The sequence below is a fragment of the Verrucosispora sp. WMMA2121 genome, from assembly GCF_027460185.1.
In the GTDB taxonomy this organism is placed as follows: domain Bacteria; phylum Actinomycetota; class Actinomycetes; order Mycobacteriales; family Micromonosporaceae; genus Micromonospora; species Micromonospora palythoicola.
On sequence record NZ_JAPZBH010000006.1, the window covers coordinates 2415220 to 2436227 of the forward strand.

Annotated in this window: 14 protein-coding genes and 1 pseudogene; 9 read left to right on the forward strand and 6 right to left on the reverse strand. The window is 69.5% G+C overall.

Translation table 11 applies throughout. The features are described 5' to 3' along the window. Nucleotides 1–6: 6 nt before the first annotated feature. Nucleotides 7–453, forward strand: a complete 447-nt coding sequence (rplI, locus tag O7605_RS20000; protein WP_269740576.1) for a 50S ribosomal protein L9 — start codon at nt 7–9, stop codon at nt 451–453. Nucleotides 454–532: 79 nt separating this feature from the next. Here rplI and O7605_RS20005 read toward each other — a convergent pair whose 3' ends face one another. Further along, a complete protein-coding gene (locus O7605_RS20005; protein ID WP_269740577.1) occupies nt 533–2188 on the reverse strand; it encodes a hypothetical protein in 1656 nt (551 codons plus the stop codon). A 375-nt stretch (nt 2189–2563) separates the two neighbouring features. Between O7605_RS20005 and dnaB the strand changes: the two genes are divergently transcribed. After that, complete coding sequence (dnaB, locus tag O7605_RS20010) at nt 2564–5515, forward strand: replicative DNA helicase (protein ID WP_443083946.1); 2952 nt, start codon at nt 2564–2566, stop codon at nt 5513–5515. A gap of 41 nt (nt 5516–5556) precedes the next feature. Here the strand turns inward: dnaB and O7605_RS20015 are convergent, their stop codons facing one another. The 5 genes from O7605_RS20015 to O7605_RS20035 all read right to left on the reverse strand — a co-directional run bounded on the left by O7605_RS20015 (nt 5557) and on the right by O7605_RS20035 (nt 11259). Next, nucleotides 5557–6231, reverse strand: a complete 675-nt coding sequence (locus tag O7605_RS20015) for a maleylpyruvate isomerase N-terminal domain-containing protein (RefSeq protein WP_269740579.1) — start codon at nt 6229–6231, stop codon at nt 5557–5559. Nucleotides 6232–6371: 140 nt separating this feature from the next. Beyond that, nucleotides 6372–6761: a TFIIB-type zinc ribbon-containing protein gene (locus O7605_RS20020; protein WP_269742694.1), complete on the reverse strand. Its 390-nt coding sequence runs from the start codon at nt 6759–6761 to the stop codon at nt 6372–6374. A 19-nt stretch (nt 6762–6780) separates the two neighbouring features. Further along, entirely contained in the window at nt 6781–7413 is a 633-nt protein-coding gene (locus tag O7605_RS20025; protein WP_269740580.1) for a phosphoribosyltransferase, read from the reverse strand. Further along, the gene (locus tag O7605_RS20030) at nt 7410–8735 is read right to left on the reverse strand and encodes a glycosyltransferase family 87 protein (protein ID WP_269740581.1); all 1326 of its coding nucleotides are present in this window, start codon (nt 8733–8735) and stop codon (nt 7410–7412) included. The genes O7605_RS20025 and O7605_RS20030 overlap by 4 nt, the downstream gene beginning before the upstream one ends. A 13-nt stretch (nt 8736–8748) precedes the next feature. After that, nucleotides 8749–11259, reverse strand: coding sequence for a putative bifunctional diguanylate cyclase/phosphodiesterase (locus O7605_RS20035; RefSeq protein ID WP_269740582.1), 2511 nt, complete (start codon nt 11257–11259; stop codon nt 8749–8751). Nucleotides 11260–11948: 689 nt separating this feature from the next. Between O7605_RS20035 and O7605_RS20040 the strand changes: the two genes are divergently transcribed. From O7605_RS20040 to O7605_RS20065, 7 genes and pseudogenes are all read left to right on the forward strand, one after another. Then, entirely contained in the window at nt 11949–15056 is a 3108-nt protein-coding gene (locus O7605_RS20040) for an AfsR/SARP family transcriptional regulator (RefSeq protein WP_269740583.1), read from the forward strand. 47 nt (nt 15057–15103) lie between these two features. Further along, a pseudogene (locus O7605_RS32160) lies at nt 15104–15316 on the forward strand (AfsR/SARP family transcriptional regulator); the annotation flags it as partial. A 30-nt stretch (nt 15317–15346) separates the two neighbouring features. Beyond that, nucleotides 15347–18124 (forward strand): ATP-binding protein, encoded by a 2778-nt coding sequence (locus O7605_RS20045; RefSeq protein ID WP_269740584.1) that lies wholly within the window; start codon nt 15347–15349, stop codon nt 18122–18124. A gap of 232 nt (nt 18125–18356) precedes the next feature. Then, nucleotides 18357–18848 (forward strand): cyclic pyranopterin monophosphate synthase MoaC, encoded by a 492-nt coding sequence (gene moaC, locus O7605_RS20050; RefSeq protein WP_269740585.1) that lies wholly within the window; start codon nt 18357–18359, stop codon nt 18846–18848. Beyond that, nucleotides 18845–19327, forward strand: coding sequence for a MogA/MoaB family molybdenum cofactor biosynthesis protein (locus O7605_RS20055; RefSeq protein WP_269740586.1), 483 nt, complete (start codon nt 18845–18847; stop codon nt 19325–19327). The genes moaC and O7605_RS20055 overlap by 4 nt, the downstream gene beginning before the upstream one ends. Before the next feature lie 9 nt (nt 19328–19336). Continuing rightward, nucleotides 19337–20593: a molybdopterin molybdotransferase MoeA gene (locus O7605_RS20060; protein WP_269740587.1), complete on the forward strand. Its 1257-nt coding sequence runs from the start codon at nt 19337–19339 to the stop codon at nt 20591–20593. Then, entirely contained in the window at nt 20587–21006 is a 420-nt protein-coding gene (locus O7605_RS20065; protein ID WP_269740588.1) for a molybdenum cofactor biosynthesis protein MoaE, read from the forward strand. The genes O7605_RS20060 and O7605_RS20065 overlap by 7 nt, the downstream gene beginning before the upstream one ends. Nucleotides 21007–21008 lie beyond the last annotated feature (2 nt).

Here is a 21008-nt window from a genome sequence, read left to right on the forward strand (position 1 = left end):
ACCGACATGAAGATCATCCTGACGCAGGAGGTGTCCGGGCTCGGTGCCCCGGGCGACATCGTGGAGGTCAAGAACGGCTACGGCCGTAACTACCTGCTCCCGCAGGGCTTCGCGATCGCCTGGACCAAGGGCGCGGAGAAGCAGGTCACCCTCATCAAGCGGGCCCGTTCGGCCCGCGAGATCCGCGACCTGGATCACGCCAACGAGGTGAAGGCGCAGCTCGAGGCCCTCAAGGTGAACATGAAGGCCCGTGCCGGCGAAGGTGGCCGGCTCTTCGGCTCGGTCACCCCGGCCGAGATCGTCGACGCCGTCAAGGCGGCCGGCGGCCCGTCCCTCGACCGGCGGCGGCTGGAGGTTTCCGGTCACATCAAGTCGATCGGGTCGCACCCCGTGCGGATCAAGCTGCACCCCGAGGTGACCGCCACGTTCAACCTCAACGTCGTGCAGGGCTGATACCCGGCACCGGCGAACGACGCGGGGCCCGCACCGTCCACCGGTGCGGGCCCCGCGTCGTCTTCCACGGAATACCCGGTCAACCGATGGGCTGGCCGGTCACCGCGCTGATCATCACCGTCGAGAGGCCGCCACCCACCACGGCGGCGGCGAGCGCCACAGTGGTCGGACGCCAGGTCGTACCCACCCGACGCAGCAGCGTCGCGATCGCCAGGCTGCTGACCAGGGCCAGGCCGAACCGCGGCAGCCCGCCCACCATCGCCCCGAACGCCCGCGCCCGGGGTGACTCACACCCGCCGCCGCTGATGTCGGTCACACAGCCCACGGGTGGCGCCCCGTCCAGGGTCAGCAGCCAGACGAAGACCACGACCGCCGGTAGGACGTAACAGGCCGCCGTGTAGAGCAGCGGCAGCCAGGGACCACCCGGATCGGGATCGAGCAGGTCGTCTTCCAGCCGGCGGTTCCAACTGGCGTTGCCCACCGACTCGATGCGGCGCCGTACCGCCGCCATGCCGACCGGCCCAGGCTGCGGCACCGCAGCCGTACGTCGCCGGGGCACCGCCCGGGGACGCGGCGCCGTGTAGCCCACCACCGGCGACCGGGGTGCCGACGCGGGCGCGTCCACCCACCGTGGATCATCACCGGCAAGTCGGGTGCCCGGCCAGAAGGTCTCCTGCGGTGGCCCCGGCTCCGGCCGGGTGCTCCACGACCACTGCTGGACACCCGGTGCGCCATCCGACCGGGGGTGCTCCGTACGATCCCAGCGGTCCGGCTCGGAATAATCCTCCCACCGGTTACGGTCCCGCTGCCGTTCCCGTCGATCGAGCTCGGGGTCGCGGTCCCACTGGCCCGTGCTGTCCGGCTCCAGCCACTGCTCTGACGCCGACGACTGAAGCCACTGGCTCGTGCTGTCCGCGTCCCAGGGGTCGACCGGGGCGGAATCGGCACGCCGGTTGGGACCGGCGGGCTGCTGCCAGGCGTGCAGACCGGAGGCGTCCCACGGATCCACCGCGGGCGGTCGTACCTCGGGTTCCGCGGCCCGATCCCACGGCTCCGCCGCCCGCTCCCAGGGATCCACGGCCGAACCGGGTGCCGGTTCCGCCGCCCGCCGCCGACGTCGCGGCGTCGGGGCGGCGGCCGACTCCGAGTCGGACGTCTGCTCGGCCTCGTCCTCCAGCCCGGACCAGGTCACCTGGCGTTGCCGGGACTGTGCGCGGCGGGGCCGGCTCTGCGGCGTCACACCGGAGACCGGATCGTCCTCCTCGGCCCGCCGGCTGCCGACGTACCCCTCCTCCTGTGGACGGTCGAAGGTCCACTCGCGGGTATGGTCGGACTGCGGTGGCACCGCCGGCGACGAGGCGATGGCGCGGGGTTGGGAATCGCGCCAGTCGGCCTCCTGGGAGCGCCGGCTGCTCTCGCTCCGGTAGACCCCTGACGATCGGCGGCCGCCGTCGCCGTAGCGCGGCCGGTCGTCGTCATCGTCGTCCGGCGCGGCATGCCGACCACCACCGTCGACGCTGCTGACGCCCGACTCCAGCGCCCAGCGCGGCAGATAAGGCTCGGCCGGTTCCTCCTGGCCACGCTCGATCGCTCGCCGACGGCTCGGGGTGCGGTAACGCTCGACCGCCGAGTCGTAACGTGCGGCCCGTGGCTCCTCGACGGGCTCGGCCCACGAAGCGGTCGGTCGCCGCTCGCGCGGACCGTCCTCCCCGCGTGCCCAGTCCCGGTAACTCACGGCCGGAGCGTGACCCTTCTCAACCGAACGTGCAATCCGCTGTCCAGGTGTAGCCGTAGGCCACCGATCTTACGGGAGGTTCAGGACAAAGCCCTACCCGGAAATTCCCTCCACAGGCTGGGGAAAGAGTTTGCGCAGGTCAGAGGGCTTTCGCCAAGAATTCCCCATCCGTTATCCACACCCTGTGCACACGCTGCGCACATGCTTGTCCACCTGAGTCCACAGGTTGTCCCGAGGCTCATCCACCGCCACGGTTGAGTGGCCGACCTCGGACTCCGTATGGTGGCCACGACCTGCTGATCCGATGGCCCCCGATCGAAGCGGCCGGTCGACGTTGTCGCACCCGGGCGGTAAGCCTGGAACCGATCCGACGCAGTGGAGGGGGGCCCGGTGTCGGTCACCGACGACAGGCGGACGGAGTCGTTTCCGGCCGGTGGGCAGCAGCCCGGCAACGGGCCACCCGACGGTCAGTTCGACAAGACGCCGCCGCAGGATGTGGCCGCGGAGCAGTGCGTCCTCGGCGGCATGCTGCTCTCCAAGGACGCCATCGCCGACGTCGTCGAGATCCTCAAGACCAACGACTTCTACCGCCCGGTGCACGCCACCATCTTCGACACCATCCTGGAGATCTACGGCAGGGGCGAGCCGGCCGACGCCATCACCGTCGCGGCGGCACTCGCCGACTCCGGCGACCTGGCTCGGGTGGGTGGCGCTCCATACCTGCACACGTTGATCGCGAGCGTGCCGACCGCCGCGAACGCCGCCTACTACGCCCGGATCGTCAGCGAACGCGCGGTGCTCCGACGTCTGGTCGAGGCCGGCACCCGGATCGTCCAACTCGGCTACGGCACCGCGAGCGGCGGCAGCCGGGACGTGGACGACATCGTCGACCTGGCTCAGCAGGCCGTCTACGACGTCACCGAACGTCGGGTCAGCGAGGACTTCGCGATCCTGGCCGACATGCTGCAACCGACGCTCGACGAGATCGAGGCGGTCGGCGCCCAGGGCGGCGTGATGACCGGCGTGCCGACCGGCTTCACCGACCTCGACCGCCTGCTCAACGGGTTGCACGCCGGCCAGTTGATTATTGTGGCGGGGCGACCTGGCCTTGGAAAGGCGCTGGCACTCGACACACCCCTGCCGACCCCCACCGGCTGGACGACGATGGGTGAGGTGCAGGTAGGCGATCAGCTGATCGGTGCGGACGGCCGCCCCACCACCGTCACGCACGCCTACGAGGTGCGCCACGACCGCCCCTGCTACGAGGTCGAGTTCTCCGACGGATCAGTCATCGTCGCCGATGCCGAGCACCTGTGGACGACGACCACCCGGGCCTCACGCCGCCAACAGAATGAGCTCCGGCCGCGCTACCAGTGGGATGCCTCGGCACGCGCCAAGGCGGCAGCCGTACACCGGGCTGTCACCGCCATCCCCGACCGGCTTGTCACCCACCGGGAAGCCGTGGAGATCGCCGGATCCCGGTTCCGGTACGTCCTGCACGTAGTGGCGGCCAAGGTGGGCATCGCCGGCACTGTCGAACGTCAGTACTCGCGAAACGGCAAGCCCTGGCGTCGGACGGTCGACGCCTACAGCGCCCATGCCCTGTTCGACGCCCACCTGAGCCGGGTGAGTCGGGTCATGAACAGCAATACGACTGTGGCACACCCTCGGGCCGTAACTACCGAACACATCGCCGCGACACTGCGGCATCCGGCTGACGGGCGCGCAAACCACGCGGTGACCAATGCTCAACCGCTGTCCCTTCCCGCCCGCGAGGACCTGCCGATCCCCCCGTACACGCTTGGCGTGTGGCTGGGCGACGGGCACTCGGCAGGTACCCGGTTCACGTCGGCGGACCCGGAGATCGCACAGTATGTCGAAGCCGATGGCTTCATCGTCGCCCCGGGAAGCGGGACCTACTCCTACGGCATCAAGCTGCCACCGCGGGCACCACTCGACGATCGTCGCTGCATCGTCTGCGGCGTCATCTTCACTCCCCGCGCGTCTGCGGTAAGAACCTGCGGAAGGACGTGTGGCGCCAGGTCGAGGGGCATGGTCGGGACCGCCGACCGCGGAGGCTGCGAGACCTGCGGTACGACAACGAAGTCGAGCTGGAACGGCGCCCGCCACTGCGCAACGTGTCGCCGGTTGCGTGGCTCGTTCACCGGGCTGCTTCGAGCCGCCGGTGTCCTGAACGACAAGCACATTCCGCAGCCTTACCTCCGAGCGTCGGAGGAGCAGCGACGGGAGCTGCTGGCGGGACTGCTCGACACCGACGGTACTGCTGCGGCAGCCGGACACGTCCAGTACACCACCACCTCGGAGCGGCTAGCCAAGGATGTGTACGAGCTCGTCGTCAGCCTGGGCTACCGATGCTCGATCAACCGCAAGCGAGTCAACGGCCGTACCCCCGAAAGCTCGACGGCTTTCACATTGAGCTTCTCGACGGCGGACGAGGTATTCCGGCTGACCAGGAAGCGGGAGTCGCACGCTACGCGCCGACACGCGGTCGGCCGGGCGGGTACCCGATCCCGCTACATCGTGGATGTGCGACCGGTGCCGAGTGTCCCCGTGCGGTGCGTCACGGTCGACAATGAGGATCACCTTTACTTGGCCGGTCGATCAATGATTCCCACGCACAACAGCACCGCGAGCATGGACTTCGCGCGCAACGCCGCGATCCGTGCCAACCAGGCATCGGCGATCTTCTCGTTGGAAATGAGCAAGGTCGAGATCGTCATGCGGCTGCTCTCGGCCGAGGCCCGAGTGCCACTGCACGTGCTGCGAAGCGGGCAACTGTCCGACGACGACTGGACCAAGCTCGCCCGATGCATGGGTGAGATCAGCGAGGCGCCGCTGTTCGTCGACGACACGCCCAGCATGAACCTGATGGAGATCCGGGCGAAGGCCCGTCGGCTCAAGCAGCGGCATGACCTCAAGTTGATTGTGGTCGACTATCTCCAGCTGATGACGTCGCCGAAGCGTACCGAGAGCCGGCAGCAGGAGGTCGCGGACCTGTCCCGTGGCCTGAAGCTGCTGGCCAAGGAGGTCGAGTGTCCGGTCATCGCGGTCAGCCAGCTGAACCGTGGCCCGGAGCAACGCACCGACAAGCGCCCACAATTGTCTGATTTGCGTGAGTCTGGCTCAATTGAGCAAGATGCTGACGTTGTCATACTTCTGCACCGTGACGACTACTACGACAAGGAGTCGCCGCGGGCCGGGGAGGCGGATTTCATCGTCGCCAAGCACCGGAATGGTCCGACCGACACGGTGACCGTCGCCGCTCAGCTGCACCTGTCGCGCTTCGTGGACATGGCGATCGTCTGACCTGGCCCAACCGAGTCCGGGCTCAGCCGAGGCTCACGGGCTCAGCCGAGCACTGGGAAGCGGGCGGCGTATTCGCCGAGAGTGCGCCGCTCCGGTTCACCGAGCGGCAGCCGCCCGGTGGCCCTGAGCAGGTAGTCGTGGTCGTTCCAGCCGTCCAGTCGGGTAACGGCGCCGCCGAGCAGCGCGTCCACGGTGGCCACCGCGACCCGGGTCGCGGCCGGCCCGGGCGCGGGCGCGTCCGGTAGATCCAGGACCAGGTCGAGGTGGTGGACTACGGCTTCGGTGGTGAAGGTGTCCAGCAGGTCGGCTACCCGCAACACGTGCCCTTGAGTGGTGACGAAACCAGCCGGATCCGCCTTACCTGCGGCGCGCGCGGCGGCCGGCGCGGTGTCGGCCCAGAGCCGGACCACCCCGGACGGGCGGTCGAACGCGGCAGCCGAGCGACGGGCCCACCAGGCGTGCCGGGCGCTCCCGTCGCCGCCCGGAAAAGAGTGCCAGTAGCTGACGGAGTCCACGGTGGCCGGTCCGCCGGCGGGGCTGGCCAGCGCGACGAGCGCCCGCTGCGCGTCGCAGAGCACGTGGAAGAGCAGGTCAGCGACCAGCCATCCCCGACAGCGGGTCGGTCGCTGAAGATCGCTGTCGTTCAGGTCTGCCACCACGGTGCTGATGCCGTCGTACGCGTTGGCCAGTGCGATGTGCGAAGCTCGCGACCCCATGCCGGCAGCGTCCCACAACCGGGGTCGTCCCGCGCTTCGAGACCCCGGATGCCGAGGACGCGATCAGCCGAGGACGCGATCGGTGGTGCGGGATGGAGGACCGGGCCGGTCGGCGGCCCGGTCACCCAGGGTTGTGCCGCTCAGCCGAACATCTCGTCGAGGAAGCTCTTGCGCTTCTTCCGGCGGTAGTGCCCGTGGTAGCCGTAGTGCTGCTGACCGTGGCCGTAGGCAGGTGCCGGGGCCGGGTAGCCGTGCGACGGGGGCGGGGGCGGGGGCACGGCACCGTAGCCCGGCTGGTGTGGCGCGGGCGGCGGAGGTGGGGGCTGGTAGCCGCCGCCCGGACGGGGCGCTTGCTGGGCCGGGGCAGGGGTCTGCTGCGCGCTCCAGTTGGCCTCCGCCTCGAACAGCTTCTCCAGCTCACCGCGGTCGAGGAAGATCCCCCGGCACTCGCCGCACTGGTCGATGACGACGCCGCTGCGCTCGTACTGACGCATTTCTCCGTGACACTTGGGACAGGTCAGGCTCATTATTCGACGGTACCTGGTCCACTCACGCGGAGGCGGTCAGCGCCTCCGTCACCTCGTCGTCCGAAACCTCGTGGAAGTCGTCGTAGTACGCCCCGACGGCGGTGAAGGCCTCCGGACGCTGAGCACAGATCACCTGGTCGGCCTCGCCGGCGAGCGTCTCGTACGCGTCCTGGGCACCGACCGGTACGGCGACCAGCACCCGACGGGCGCCGAGCTGACGGGCCACTGCCACGGCGGCCCGGGCGGTCGCCCCGGTGGCCAGCCCGTCGTCGACGATGACGGCGGTTCGGCCGGTCAGCTCCAGTGGCCCCCGGCCAGCTCGGTAGAGCTGTTCGCGCCGGTCCAGTTCCGTCTGCTCCCGGCGCTGTACGTCGGCCATGTCGGCGGAGCTGAGCTGCCCGGCCACCACGTCGTTGAGCACGCGTACGCCGGCCGGGCCGAGCGCGCCGAAGGCGACCTCGGGGGCCCACGGCATGCCGAGCTTGCGGACCACCAGCACGTCCAGCGGCGCGCCGAGGCGTTCGGCGACGACCCGGGCCACCGGCACGCCCCCGCGTACCAGGCCCAGTACGACGACGTCCGGTTCGCCGATCAGGGCGGTGAGTCGGTCGGCGAGCACCCGGCCCGCCTCGGTGCGGTCGCGGTAGGTGGTCATGCCTTCAGGTCTACGCCCTGCGAGTCGTCTTCGCTCGCCGGTTGCCGGATCCCGGGAACGTCAAGTGCTGCTGCCCAGACGAGGAACGCCACCGGATAGAGCAGATAGCCGAACCGGGTGCTCGGCATCAGCAGGATCGCCACGAGCAACCCGTACCCGCAGACGAGCGCCGCCGTGCGCGCGGTTCGGGGCGGACGGCGGGCGAGCCGGACGGCGATCGCCACCGCCGCGGCGACCAGCAGGCCCGCAGCCACGGCCCGACCCGCCGGCAGCGCCTCGGCGATCAGGTGACCGGGGAACGGTGACTGTGCCGGGCTGGAGACCAGGCCGTGCCCGAGGGGAAACCGCAGCACGTTCTCCACCAGGGCGTCTGAGTCCACCAGCAGGGTGGGCAGCAGCGCGGCGGCGGGTACGCCGAGGGCGCCGGCGGCCACCCGCAGCCCCGCCCGGCGGCAGATGCCCCAGCTGACCAGCACGGCGGCGACCGGCCAGGCGAAGAGTTTCAGCGCACCGGCGAGCCCGACGGCGACGCCGGCCCAACCGGGTCGAGCGGTGGCGGCGAACGCGAGGGCCAGCAGGCAGAGCGCGAGTACGGGTAGATCGTCGCCGCCGGTGGCGAGGGTCAGTGCGCAGATCGGCAGGACGGTCGCGGCCTGTACCCCGCGCAGTACGGCCGCGTCGTGCCCGACCGTCGCGGCCGTCCGCTCGGGTCGGCGCAGGACGCGGAAGGCGAGCAGCAGGGCGAGGGCGGTGCCGACCGCGAACCAGACCCGGGCGTCGCTCCACCACGCCTCGCTGGCGGCGCGGGGCAGCCCGAACAGGGCCATGCCCGGTTGGTACGGCGTGTAGCCGAGCAGTTGTTCGCCGGGCGGCAGCGCGGCGATGGCGTCCGGCCCCAGGTAGGGGGTGCCGGTCTCCACCAGTCGCCGCCCGGACTCCTCGACGACGAGCACCTCCTCCTGGGCCCGGTCGGTGCGTCCTGCCGCGCGCTGCACGCTCTGCACGACGAGGGGGAGCAGGGCGACGGTGGTCCAGGTCAGGACGGTGACCAGCCAGCGGGCGGGCAGCCCGGTCAACGCCGAGCCGGGCCGGTACCGCCGCAGCAGGAGTTGACCGAGCGCCATGATCGCCGCGGCGAGGTAGCCGAGCGCGGCCACGCCGCCCCAGGCGCGGTGCGGCAGGAGGGTGGAGGTGGCTGCGGTGACCGCGGCGAAGCCGGCGGAGACCGCGTAGAGGCCGAGGTCGAGAGCGAGTCCTCCGGCGGCGGTGTCGATCCGGTGCCACCACCCGGTACGGGGGCGGGTGGGGGTGGTGGTGCTCACCCGGGCAAGTCTGTCAGGCCGGCTGGTGACGACCCCGGCCACCCTGTCGGCGTCCCTGCGGTAGCCGGACCACCGCGCCAACGTCGTGCAGGGCGACCGCCAGGCAGCCGACCCGGCCGCCGGTACCGCGCTGGAGTGCGGCGAGCAGCGTTCCAGCCGGCAGCGGGCGCGCGAAGAGATGACCCTGGCCGGCGACACAGCCCAGCTCCCAGAGGGTGTGTCGCTGCGCCTCCCGCTCCACACCCTCGGCCACCACGGCGAGGTCGAGGCTGCGGCCGAGATCGAGAGTGGAACGGATGATCGCGGCGGCCTCGGTGGAGGATTCCATGCCGGTGACGAAGCTCCGGTCGATCTTCAGTTGGTGCACCGGGATCCGGGAGAGCAGCGAGAGCGACGAGTAGCCGGTGCCGAAGTCGTCCAGGGCGAGCCGGACGCCGGCAGCGCGTAGCCGGGTGAGGACCCGGTCGACGACGTCGAGCTGACTGAGGGTGAGGGTCTCGGTCAATTCCAGGATCAGCCGGTCGGGTGGCAGGTCATGGGCGCGCAGCCGAGCCAGCACCGAGTCGGGGAACCGGGTGTCGAGCAGGCTGCGGGGGGAGACGTTCACCGCCACGGGTACGTCGAAGCCGGCGTCGCGCCAGGTGCCGGCCGCGACCAGGGCCTGGTCGAGGATGGCCTCGGCGAAGGCCGGGAGCAGGCCCGAACGTTCGACCGTCTCCAGGAAGCGCAGCGGGTCGATCATCCCGTGGGTGGGGTGACGCCATCGGGCCAGCGCTTCGGCGGCGATGACCTCGCCGGTGCCGAGGTCGACGATCGGCTGGAACTTGACGGTGAACTCGTGGTCGGTCACGGCCCGGGTCAGGTCCCCGCCGAGCGTGAGACGACCCAGGTCGGCGGTGTCCCGGGCGGACGCGTAGCTGGCCAGCCGCTGCCCGGCCCGCTTGGCCTGGTACATCGCCACGTCCGCACGCCGGAGCAGTTCGACCATGCCGCCGGTGGCGGGAGCGGCGGCGATGCCGCCGCTGGCCTCCACGTTGATCCGCATGCCGTCGATGTCGAAGGGTTCGTGCAGCGCCGCCAGCAGCGTCTCGGCCCGGTGGGCAGCGACTGCGGGCGCGGGCAGGGCGCGCAGGAGTACGGCGAACTCGTCGCCACCGAGCCGGGCGACCAGGTCGTCGGCGTGGGCGGCGGCGCGCAGTCGTTCGGCGACAGCGGCCAGCATCTGATCACCGGCGGTGTGGCCGAGGGTGTCGTTGACCTCCTTGAAGTGGTTCAGGTCGATCAGCACGAGGGCGGTGACCCCGTCGGCGTGCCGTTGGTTCAGGTGGTCGTTGCCCGCGTCGAGCAGGTGACGCCGGTTCGGCAGGCCGGTCAGCGCGTCGTGTGTCGCGTCGTGCGCGTGCGCCTGGGCTACCCGGGCGAGTTCCGCGTACGCCTGAGCGTTGCGGATGGCGGTGCACAGCGCTGAGGCGAAGGTGTAGAGGGTGTACTGCTCCCGCTCGGAAAGCTTCACCGGTCCGCGGAAGCGCAGCCGCAGCATGCCCACGTCGACCGTCTTGTCGTGCCCTTCGAGGCGGGCAGGGACCACCGCGCCCTGGACGGTGGTGGGCTCGGCTGCCGACCCGTCGTAGGTGACGCCGTCGGCGCCGCCGCGTACCACCCGGTCGGTGTCACGCAGCTCGACCTCCACCTCGTCGGCGGAGAAGAGTTCGGCCGCCCGGGTGACCGCGGTGGTGAGGACCTCGTCCAGCTCGACCACGTTGAGCGCGTCGGTCGTCTGGGCGAGCCGCTGCCACACCTGCTGCTCGGTGCGCTGCCGAATCCGGCCGGAGTACGCCAAATGCAGACTGAGCACCAGCGGCGGAACGGCGAGCAGCAACCGAGTGTCGATCTCCAGCAGCAGGAGAGTGCAGAGAGCGACGGCGAAACGTACGCAGAAGCCACCGACGCGGAGGTCCAGGTTGTCCCGGAATTGTCGGGAGATTCTGGTACCGGTGGCGAGGGCGATGACCGGAATGGCGAGGAGGTCGTCGACAAGTGCGGCGGCCATGTAGGCCAGCGCCAGCATCAGCGACATCCGGAGCAGGTCCTCCGCCGGCCGGGACCAGTCCAGGAGCGCCAGGGTCACACCGGCGGCCCCGGCGACGAGGATGTTCTTGCCAACGCTGAACGCCCTCTTGATGCCCGGCAGCCGGAACGATGCGATCGCGACACCAAGTCCGGTACACAGCACCACCCAGGAGGTCGGAGCGACGGCCACTCCGATCACGATGGCCATCTCGTTCCAGTTGATCTGGTGGGTGGTCGACCGGATGCGTATCCGCGCCTTGACCGACGTGCCCACCGCGATCATGAAGACCACCGTCGCGATGGTCGCGAAGTCGTCCAGCGACCTCGGTGTGGTGGAGGTCAGGATGAGTCTTGTCGATGCGAGGACGACTATCCCTGCAGATACGACGACGAGACCGACGAGCAGCCGTAGCCGCCGATCGGTCTCAGTGCCGCCTTGCCTGGAAAGTGTCATGACACCTCAGGTCGCGCCCTTACCTCAGGTCACCCTACCTCGGTAAGGCCGGTCGGGAAGTTTGTTGGAGCCTCAGCCCCACTCGCTGCCTTTCACGCCCTACTCCTCACTCGTCGGGAAGCGGGAATCCTGATTGAACGTGCCCGCCTCGCGTGTTGGGAGGAGCTTAAGTAGAAAATCTGATGCTTAGCGATAATAAATGTCGCTATGCTCTCTATCAGCCAATACCGTCCTGATTCGTGACGTTCTGTCTATGATGTCCGTGCGCAGCGTTCGATCAGGAGTGCGCGTACAGGTTGTTTTCGGGTGTAAGGCCGAACGCAAAGAAGATCCTGCTACCCGTCAGTGTGACGGTCAAACAGGCGCTGTGCACCGACGAAGTGGGTCGACTGCAATGCCGATACGTCCGCTGCTCGACGTCGGGGTCGACGATCTGTGAGTGCGCCGTTCAACGGCTGACCCCCTCGTCCGCACACCATTGTCCGCCGGGCGGAGGAGGCGAGAGCGCCTGAAGATTCGAAGCGCTTCGTCTTCAGCTGTTCCCTAAGACGTAACCTGTGCTCCCACCCGGAAAGCCGGCTCCGTTTCTTGTCGCTCCGGTCGAGCTCGCCGTACCGATTGCAACGTGGCGGGTGCCGGCGGCGCTAAGCTGCATACAGTGATCCTTTGAATGCGGTCAGAGGGGTCGGGTGCAGATTCAGCTTCTCGGCGGTCTCGCGGTGCGCCTCGGCCCACAGGCGTTGCCGCCCGGAACGCCCAAGCAGCAGACCGTCCTGGCCATGCTGGCCTGCAACGCGGGGCAGTTGGTGTCGGTCGAACAACTCGTCGACGAGCTGTGGTCCGATAACCCGCCTCCCTCGGCTATCCCGAATGTCCGTACTTATGCAGCTAATTTACGACGCGGCCTTGAGGCGATGTTTCCTGACCGGGACGTGCTGATCCGCGCTCGAAACGGTTACCGGCTCGATGTCGAGTGCTCGGACGTGGACCTTTGCGCCTTCCGCGCAGAGGTGACCGAGGCGCGGCGGCTCCTCAGCGCGGACGAGCGGGAGGCGCTCCGACTCGTATCCCGTGCGCTGGCCCGCTGGCGCGGACCGATGCTCGCCGGGACAGCCCTCGGACCCGGGCTCGCCGCCCAGGTGGCCGCCGCGACCGAGGACCGGCTGCTGGCCACCGAGTTGTACGGCGAGCTGCAAGTCCGGCTCGGCCACTATGACGAGGCACTGCCGGTGCTACGGGAACTGCTGACCATGCATCCGCTGCGGGAGCCGGCTCACCTGTTGCTCATGCGGGCGCTCCACCTGGGGGGAGACTCCGCCGGTGCCGTGGCGGCCTACACCGCAGCTCGTCGAACCCTGCGGGAGCAACTGAACGTCGAGCCCGGTGAGGAACTGCAACGGTTGTATCGCCGTATCAGCCGGCAGGACGGCCGGTCTCGCCGGTCCGGAGCAGCCGGAGCGCTGGGTAGGGAGTCGACTGTTGCCGACGACCAGGAGCGTCGACTGCTCTCCTACCTCCCGCGGACGGTTCCGGACTTCGTGGGCCGTGCCGACGCCGTTGAGCACCTGCTGTCCATGACCCTGCGGACCGGCGAGCAGAACTGCGCAGTCCATCTCGTCGACGGCATGGCCGGCAGCGGCAAGACGACGCTTGCGGTACACGTCGCCAACCGGCTCATCGACCGATTTCCGGACGCCCAGTTGTTCATCGACCTCAAAGGCCACGACCCCGCCGAGAAGCTGGACAGTTCGACGGCTCTGGCGGCCTTGCTGTGGCAACTCGGCACACCCGCCGGTCGGATACCGCCGGACCCCGGAGACCGGCTCGACCGATGGCGTCGTGCCCTGGCTGGTCGCAAGGTGATCATCGTGCTGGACAATGCCGCCGACGCCGAGCAGGTCCAGCCCCTGCTGCCTACGGCGTCGGGAAGCCTGGTGATCGTGACGTCGCGTCGGCGGATCAGCGGGCTGGACGTCGGTCCGCCGGTGTCCCTGCCGCTACTCGACCCGGCGGAGGGTGTCGCACTGCTGGCGTCCACAGCAGGGGCGGAGCGGGTGGCTGCGGAGCCCGAGGCGGCAGTGGCGGTGGTGCAGAGCTGTGGTCACCTGCCGCTGGCGATCCGGCTTGCCGGTTCACGGCTCGCGCATCGTCCGAACTGGCGGGTGGCGGACCTGGCAACGCTGCTGGCGAGTAAGGCGCGCCGGCTGGATCACCTGACCTCGGGGGACCGTAGTGTGGCCGGCGCGTTCGCCGCCCTGTACGCCGCACTGAACGAACCAGCGCAGCGACTTTTCCGACTGCTCAGCGTGCATCCGGGAGACGAGTTCGGCCTGCTGGCCGCCAGCGCGTTGGCCGGCCTGTCACGCGACGAAACCGCCGAGATACTGGACGCCCTGCTGGACTCCCACCTGATCGAGGAGTTGACGGTGGGGCGTTATCGGATGCACGACCTGATTCGGCAGTACGCCAACGAACTGTCCAACCGGGTGGACCAGACAAGTGTGCGAAGAGAAGCGCTCGCGGATCTTCTCGATCTGATGCTGCACATCTCTCTTCCGGTGGCCGACAACCTCGAGGTAGGCCGTCTCGGTATCCATGTCTCGCTCGGGTCCGCGCGTCGCCCGGACCTGGTCAAGATGCCGTACGACGCTGCCGAGAAGTGGTTGGAGACCGAGCGGTTCAACATGGTCATGCTCGTCGGCAGAGCCCACGACTGGGGCTTCTACCAGGAAACGTGGCAGTTGGCGCGGGTCCTGTGGCGTTTTCTGTACACCCGGGGATGCTATGACGACATCGTCGGAACAAATCGTCAGGGTCTTGCGGCCGCGGAAACGATCGGCGACGAGAAGGCCATGGCCGTGATGCACAACTACCTCGCCTCGGCCTATCTGCGGACCGGCAACTATACAGGTGCGCTGGCGCACGTGGACAAGGCCGTGGAGATTTGTGAGCGCCGTGGTGACCGAATCAACCATGCGCGCTACGAGGCGAATCTCGTAGCAATTTACTGGCTCCTCGGTGAACCGGAGAAGGCGGTGACCACGGGACTGCACCGCATGCGAAGAGGCGTCATCGCGGATACCCATGGGACCGCTCACCTGCCGAACCTGGGCTTGGCGTTGGCGCTACTCGGCAGATACGACGAGGCGCTGCGTGTGCATCGCCTGCACCTCTATCTCGGACGCCAGTTAGGTAGTCAGTTCCATATTCTCAACGCGCTCGGTCACATCGGTGCGGTGAAGTGTCGCATGGGGAAGTACGACGTGGCAGCCCGCGCGTTGCGTGCGGCGCTCGTCATGCGGCAACGCACCGGACACCGTTACGCGGAGCCCGAGGTCCGGAACGACCTCGGGGTGGCCCTACGTGGTCTCGGGCGCACGGGTGAAGCGGTCCGCGAGCACGAGACCGCCCGAAGAATGGCAGCCGATGCCGGCGAACCTCACGTGGAGGCGGCGGCCCTGAACGACCTCGCGCTGACCCTTGCCGAATCCGCGAAAACCCCGAGACTGATCGAACTGCACCGCGAGGCGCTGCGGATTGCCACTCGCGTGGCGCACCCCTATGAACAGGGGCGCGCCCTAACCGGATTGGCCGAGCACATGTGGGGCATCGATCCAACCGAGGCCCTCCGGCACTGGACGCGGGCGCTGGCGATCTTCCGACGGATGGGGGTGCCAGAGCGGATTGACGTGGCCCGGCGTTTGGCGGAAGCCGAAGTCCAGCAGCCGCCGGAAGGCCTGCAATCGACCGCCGCCGCGCTGTCTCCAGCCCTGCTTGACAAGGGGTTGCAAGAGTGAAGATCGAGGTGCTTGGCGGCTTTCGAGTCTCGTTCGGTTCGTCCGGAGTGGACCTCGGCACGCCGAAGCAACGAACCGTCCTGGCCAAGCTGGTGATGAGCCCGCGCCGGACGGTCGCCATAGAGGAACTGATCGACGAGATCTGGCCCGGCGATCCACCGCGTTCGGCCGTACCGAATGTCCGGACCTACGCCGCAAACCTTCGACGGACCTTCGAGGCGCACGACGCTGGCCGGGGGGTGCTGGTACGTCAACGCGGTGGGTACCGACTGGAGATCGCCACCGACGACGTGGACCTGTTCCACTTCCTCGACCAGGTCGAGCGGGCTCGTCAGCTCCACCTCCGCGACGACCCGGAGACCGCGCGGTCGCTGCTGAGGCGGGCGGTGCCCCTCTGGCACGGGCCACCCCTGCTGGGTGTGCCTCTCGGGGCTTCGCTGGCTGCCCACGTGGCGGCGGCCCAGGAACAGCACCTCCTCGCGGTGGAATTTCTCGCGGACCTTCACCTTGCGGCGGACCGCGCCGAGGAGGCCCTTTCGCTGCTGTGGCCGACGGTTACCGCCCATCCCATTCGTGAGCCCGCGCTGCTGCTGCTCATGAGAGCCCTGCATCGACGCGGTGACGTGACCGGCGCGATCTCGGTATTTCGGTCCGCGGCCCGAGTGATGCGGACCGAACTCGGCGTCGAACCTGGACCGGATCTCCGGCGTCTGCATCAGGAGATGACCAAGCACCGACCAGGTGCGGTGTCTGACGCCGTGTCGGCGGCATCCGGCGGCAGCGACGGGTCGAGCGCGCGGACCGCGACGGAGCCAGACACCGGTCGGACGGATTGGGACTGGCTGCCCAGACCGGTGGCTCATTTCGTTGGCCGGGAGGCCCTCGTCGAGCGGATGGTCGACCGGAGTCGGGACGTCGCAGGCTCGGCACCCGTCGTTCACCTGATCGACGGGATGGCGGGTAGCGGCAAGACGACCCTCGCCGTGCAGGTCGCCAGACGGCTGGCGGCTTCCCATCCGGATGGCCAACTCTTCATCGACCTGCGCGGTCACGACGAGGGCAACGTGATGGATCCCGCCACCGCCCTCGTGGTGCTCCTGCGCCAGTTGGGTGTGCCGGCCCCCCGAATTCCAGTTGATGTCGACGAACGGCGAGGGTTGTGGCGCAGGGAACTGTCCGCTCGCCGTGCGGTCGTCGTGCTCGACAACGCGGCGGACAGTGACCAGGTTGCTCCGCTGTTGCCGGTCACCGCGTCGTCGGTCATCCTGATCACCTCCCGTCGTCGACTTCTCGACCTGGATGTCGGGCCGCCCGAATCGCTGTCGGTGCTGTCGCCAGAAGAGGGTGTCCGCCTGCTCGCGGTCAGCGCCGGAGACGAGCGGGTGCACGCGGAACCTGAGTCCGCCGCAGAGATCGTCCGCAGCTGTGGTTACCTGCCGCTGGCGATCCGGCTGGTCGGCTCGCGACTGGCTCACCGGCGCAACCGCCGGCTGGTCGACCTGGCCGCTCGTCTGGCCGCGAATGACTCTGGACTGGCCAGCTTCGGAACGGGTGAACGCAGCGTCGCTGCCGCCTTCACCGCCTCGTATGAGCCGTTGCACGAGGTGAGTAAACGGGTGTTCCGCTTACTGGGTCTACACACTGGACATTTCTGCATCAGCATGGTCGCGGCGATGTCCGGCTTGTCCTACGCGAAAGCGAGTCACATCCTCGACGATCTGGTCGACTGTCACCTGCTCGAAGAGTCGGAGGATGGTCGTTACCGAATGCACGACCTGGTCCGCCAGTTCGCCCGCGGAAAATGCCTGGAGACGGATTCGTCGGAGCTGCGGGCAGCTGCCCTCACTAGTCTGCTCGACCAGGTCATGCAACTGTCGATCGTCGCGACGAAGTCCTTGAACAGGCTCGTCGACATCTACGGCGACATCGGCGACGTGGCGCCGGAGCGACCCGATCTCCTACCCGGACCAGAGACGGTCGACATCGACTGGGTTGAGCGGGAGCGGGGCAACCTGAATCTGTTCATCGAACTGGCGGCGAAGAACTCACTACACGGCTACACCTGGAAGATGGCGCGAGTGCTGTGGCGCTTCTACTACGTACGCGGCTACTTCGAGGATATCCAGCGTACGCACGAGTTGGGGCTGATCGCCGCAGAGCAGGCGGGGGACCGTCGTGCCGTCGGCGTCATGCAAAATTACCTAGCCTCGGCGCTGATCAAGACCGGTTCGCATGACCAGACGGTTCGGTGGCTGAAATCTGCGCTGGTGGAGGCTGAGTCAGTCGGCCGCCGTGGGGACATCGCCCGGATCCGGGGGAATTTGAGCGTGGTGCACTGCTTGATGGGTGATTTTCAGGAGTCCGCCGATCTCGCCATGGCGGCCCTGCGCGACCTCCCGATGCGGCTGATAAGCCGGGTTCGAATACACCTGCCGAACGTCGGCATCGCCCTCACCTGGCTGGGTCGCTACGAGGAAGCGCTGCGGGTGCACCGCCGTCATCTGCTCTGGGCCCGGGTGGAAGGTGACCGATACCAGATCGCCAACGCATTGAGCCACATCGCCGCCGTTCGGACCCGCAAGGGCGAGCACGCCCAGGCACTACGGCTGCTGCGGTCCGCCATGATCCTCTACGCTGAGACGGGGCATCGGTACGGAGAGGCCGACGCGCGCAACGTGATGGGCATGGCGTATCGGGGCGTGGGTCTGCTCGCGGAGGCCCGGCGGCAGCACGAACTGGCGCTGGAACTCACCGCCCACTCGGCCGAGCGGCAGGCGGAGTGCACCGCGTTGAACGAGTTCGGCCTGACCCTGGCTGCTGACGGCGACATCGACGCCGCCGTGCGGGCCCACCAGCGAGCGCTCGACCTGGCGGTCCGGATCGACAACCGTTACGAGCAGGCCCGGGCGCTGGCTGGTCTGGGCGAGCACCTGCTGGTCGCGGACCCGGCCGAGGCTCGGCGACACTTGGAGCGCGCACTGGTGCTCGTCGTGCCGACCGGAGCACCGGAGCGGTTCGACATCGAGCGCCGGCTCGCCGAGTTGAAGCAGAGCGCGTCGACTTGTTGAGGGCCGTTACCCCGGCCGTCGTCCTTATCGATTTCTTATCGCCGGGGTCGTTAGCCTCCGGGACGTTCGCCGACGGGGGGAGATCCGACAGTTGCCGGATCTCGTCGCGACCCCTGCCGCCGGGTCTACCCCAGCAACCCGAGGCAGGTCGGTCTCGGAAGGAGCGGCGCGGGAGCGCCGCTCCTTCCGAGCGCCGTACCGACTGTCGCACGGCACGGATAGGCTCGCGACCGTGACCGAACCCGCCCAGCTCACCCACGTCGACACCGCCGGAGCGGCACGCATGGTCGATGTCTCCGCCAAACAGGTCACCGGTCGGGCGGCGACGGCCGCCGGCCGGCTGCGGACCACCCGTGAGGTGATCGACCTGCTGCGTGGAGACGGTCTGCCGAAGGGCGATGCCCTGGCGGTGGGGCGGCTCGCCGGCATCATGGGCGCCAAGCGCACCCCCGACCTGATTCCGCTGTGCCACCCGATCGCCCTGCACGGCGTCACCGTCGACCTGACGCTGACCGCCGACACGGTCGAGATCACCGCCACCGCCCGTACCGCCGACCGCACCGGCGTGGAGATGGAGGCGCTGACCGCGGTCGCGGTCGCCGGGTTGGCTCTGGTCGACATGGTCAAGGCCGTTGATCCGGCAGCAAGCGTCGACGCGGTCCGGGTGCTGCGCAAGGAAGGCGGCAAGACCGGCCTGTGGGAACGCCCGGAGGATCGGCAGTGATCCGCGCCCGGGTGGTGGTGGCCTCCAACCGGGCCGCCGCCGGTGTCTACACCGACACCAGCGGCCCGCTCCTCGTCGCTGGCCTGCGGGAGTTGGGCTGCACGGTCGACGAACCGGTGGTCGTGCCGGACGGCGAGCCGGTCGGCCAGGCGGTCTGGGCGGCCGTGGCGGACGGCGTCGAGGTGGTGTTGACCAGCGGTGGCACCGGGGTCACCCCCACCGATCGCACCCCCGACGTGACCCGGGCCCTGCTCGACTACGAGATTCCCGGCATCGCCGAGGCGGTCCGCGCCTACAGCCGCGACAAGGTGCCCACCGCCGTGCTCTCCCGAGGGGTGGCCGGAGTGGCCGGCCGGACGCTTGTGGTGAACCTGCCCGGCTCGACCGGCGGGGCACGGGACGGCCTCGCCGTGCTGGGGCCGATTCTGGCCCACACGGTCGATCAGTTGCGCGGTGGCGACCACCCGGCGGCCGGTTAGGCTCGGCCGGTGAGAACGGAAACCGCCTCCACCGATGAGGTCTCCGCGCCACCGCCGGCCGACTGGGCGCAGGCCCGCTCCCGGGTGCACGCGGCCGGCCTGGCCGTCGCGCTGCCCGCCGTCGAGCTGCCACTCGCCGAGGCCGACGGACACACTCTCGCCGAACCACTCACCCCCCGGACCCACCTGCCGGCGTTCCCGACGTCGAGTGTGGACGGCTGGGCGGTACGCGGTGCCGGCCCGTGGCGGGTCGTCGGGCGGGTCCTCGCCGGCAGTACGGCTGCCCCGTTGACCGAGGACGGGACGACGGTCGAGATCGCCACCGGGGCGATGGTGCCGTCGGGTGCCACGGCGGTGCTCCGGGTGGAGGAGTCGAGACGTACCCCGGCGGGGCTTGTCGACGGCGTGCCGCGTGCCACGCCGGAGTGGCGGCAGCCCGGCGAGGAGGCGACCGCCGGTGAGGAACTGCTGCCGGCCGGCACCCCCGTCGACCCGGCGGTGATCGGGCTGGCCGCCTCGTGTGGCCTCGACACGCTGCGGGTACGCCGGCAGCCCCGGGCCGCGTTGCTGGTCTTCGGCGACGAGCTGCTCACGGCCGGTCCGCCGGGCGACGGGCGGGTCCGTGACGCGCTGGGCCCGGCGGTGCCGGGCTGGCTGCGCCGGTACGGCTGTCAGGTGGCCCCGGACGGCGTGGTCGGGCCCGTCGCCGACACGCTTGACGCTCACGTGGCCGCGCTGCGCGCCGCCCTGGCCGACGCCGATCTGGTCTGCACCACCGGCGGCACCATGCACGGCCCGGTCGACCACCTGCACCCGGCGCTGGCGACGTTGGGCGCGGAATACGTGGTCAACACGGTCGCGGTGCGTCCTGGGTTTCCGATGCTGCTGTCCCGGTTGGTCGGTGCCGACGGGCAGGTCCGGTTCGTGGCCGGACTGCCCGGCAATCCGCAGTCCGCCGTCATCGCGTTGGTGTCGCTTGTTGCTCCGCTGCTGGCCGGGCTCGCCGGTCGGGCGTTGCCGACGCTTCCGCACGCCGTCCTCGCCGAGCCCGTCGCCGGTCGGGGCGACCACACCCACCTGGCGCTGGTGCGACTCGACCGGGCCGCCGGGACGGCGCACCCGGTCCGGCATGTCGGTTCGGCCATGCTGCGTGGGCTCGCCAACGCGGACGGGTTCGCCGTTGTCAGCCCCGGCACCACCGGCTCGGTGGGTGATCGGGTTCCGATCGTGCCGTTGCCGCTGCTACCCGGGGAGCGGGCATGGTGACCGTCATCAGCGCCGTCACCGACCAGCCACTGGATCTCGCCGCCCACGAGGCGGCGGTCGCCGACCCTCGGGCCGGCGCGGTGGTGTCGTTCGCCGGGGTGGTGCGCGATCACGACCACGGGCGGTCGGTGGTCAGCCTGGAGTACGAGGGCCATCCGAACGCCGCGAAGGTGCTCCAGGAGGTCGCCGACGAGATCGCTGCCGACCCCGACGTGTACGCCGTGGCGGTGTCGCACCGCATCGGCCCACTGGCCATCGGCGACGTGGCCCTGGCGGCGGCGGTCAGCACCGCCCACCGCGCCGCCGCGTTCGCCGCCTGCGCCCGGCTGGTGGACGAGGCGAAGGCCCGGCTGCCGATCTGGAAGCGGCAGGTCTTCACCGACGGCACCGAGGAGTGGGTGAACTGCCCCTGAGC

What these genes read in the sequence shown, in the direction of transcription:
- rplI (WP_269740576.1), top strand. Translation starts at nt 7, where the DNA reads ATGAAGATCATCCTGACGCAGGAGGTGTCCGGGCTCGGTGCCCCGGGC.
- O7605_RS20015 (WP_269740579.1), bottom strand. Translation starts at nt 6,231, where the DNA reads ATGGGGTCGCGAGCTTCGCACATCGCACTGGCCAACGCGTACGACGGC.
- O7605_RS20025 (WP_269740580.1), bottom strand. Translation starts at nt 7,413, where the DNA reads ATGACCACCTACCGCGACCGCACCGAGGCGGGCCGGGTGCTCGCCGAC.
- O7605_RS20035 (WP_269740582.1), bottom strand. Translation starts at nt 11,259, where the DNA reads ATGACACTTTCCAGGCAAGGCGGCACTGAGACCGATCGGCGGCTACGG.
- O7605_RS20065 (WP_269740588.1), top strand. Translation starts at nt 20,587, where the DNA reads ATGGTGACCGTCATCAGCGCCGTCACCGACCAGCCACTGGATCTCGCC.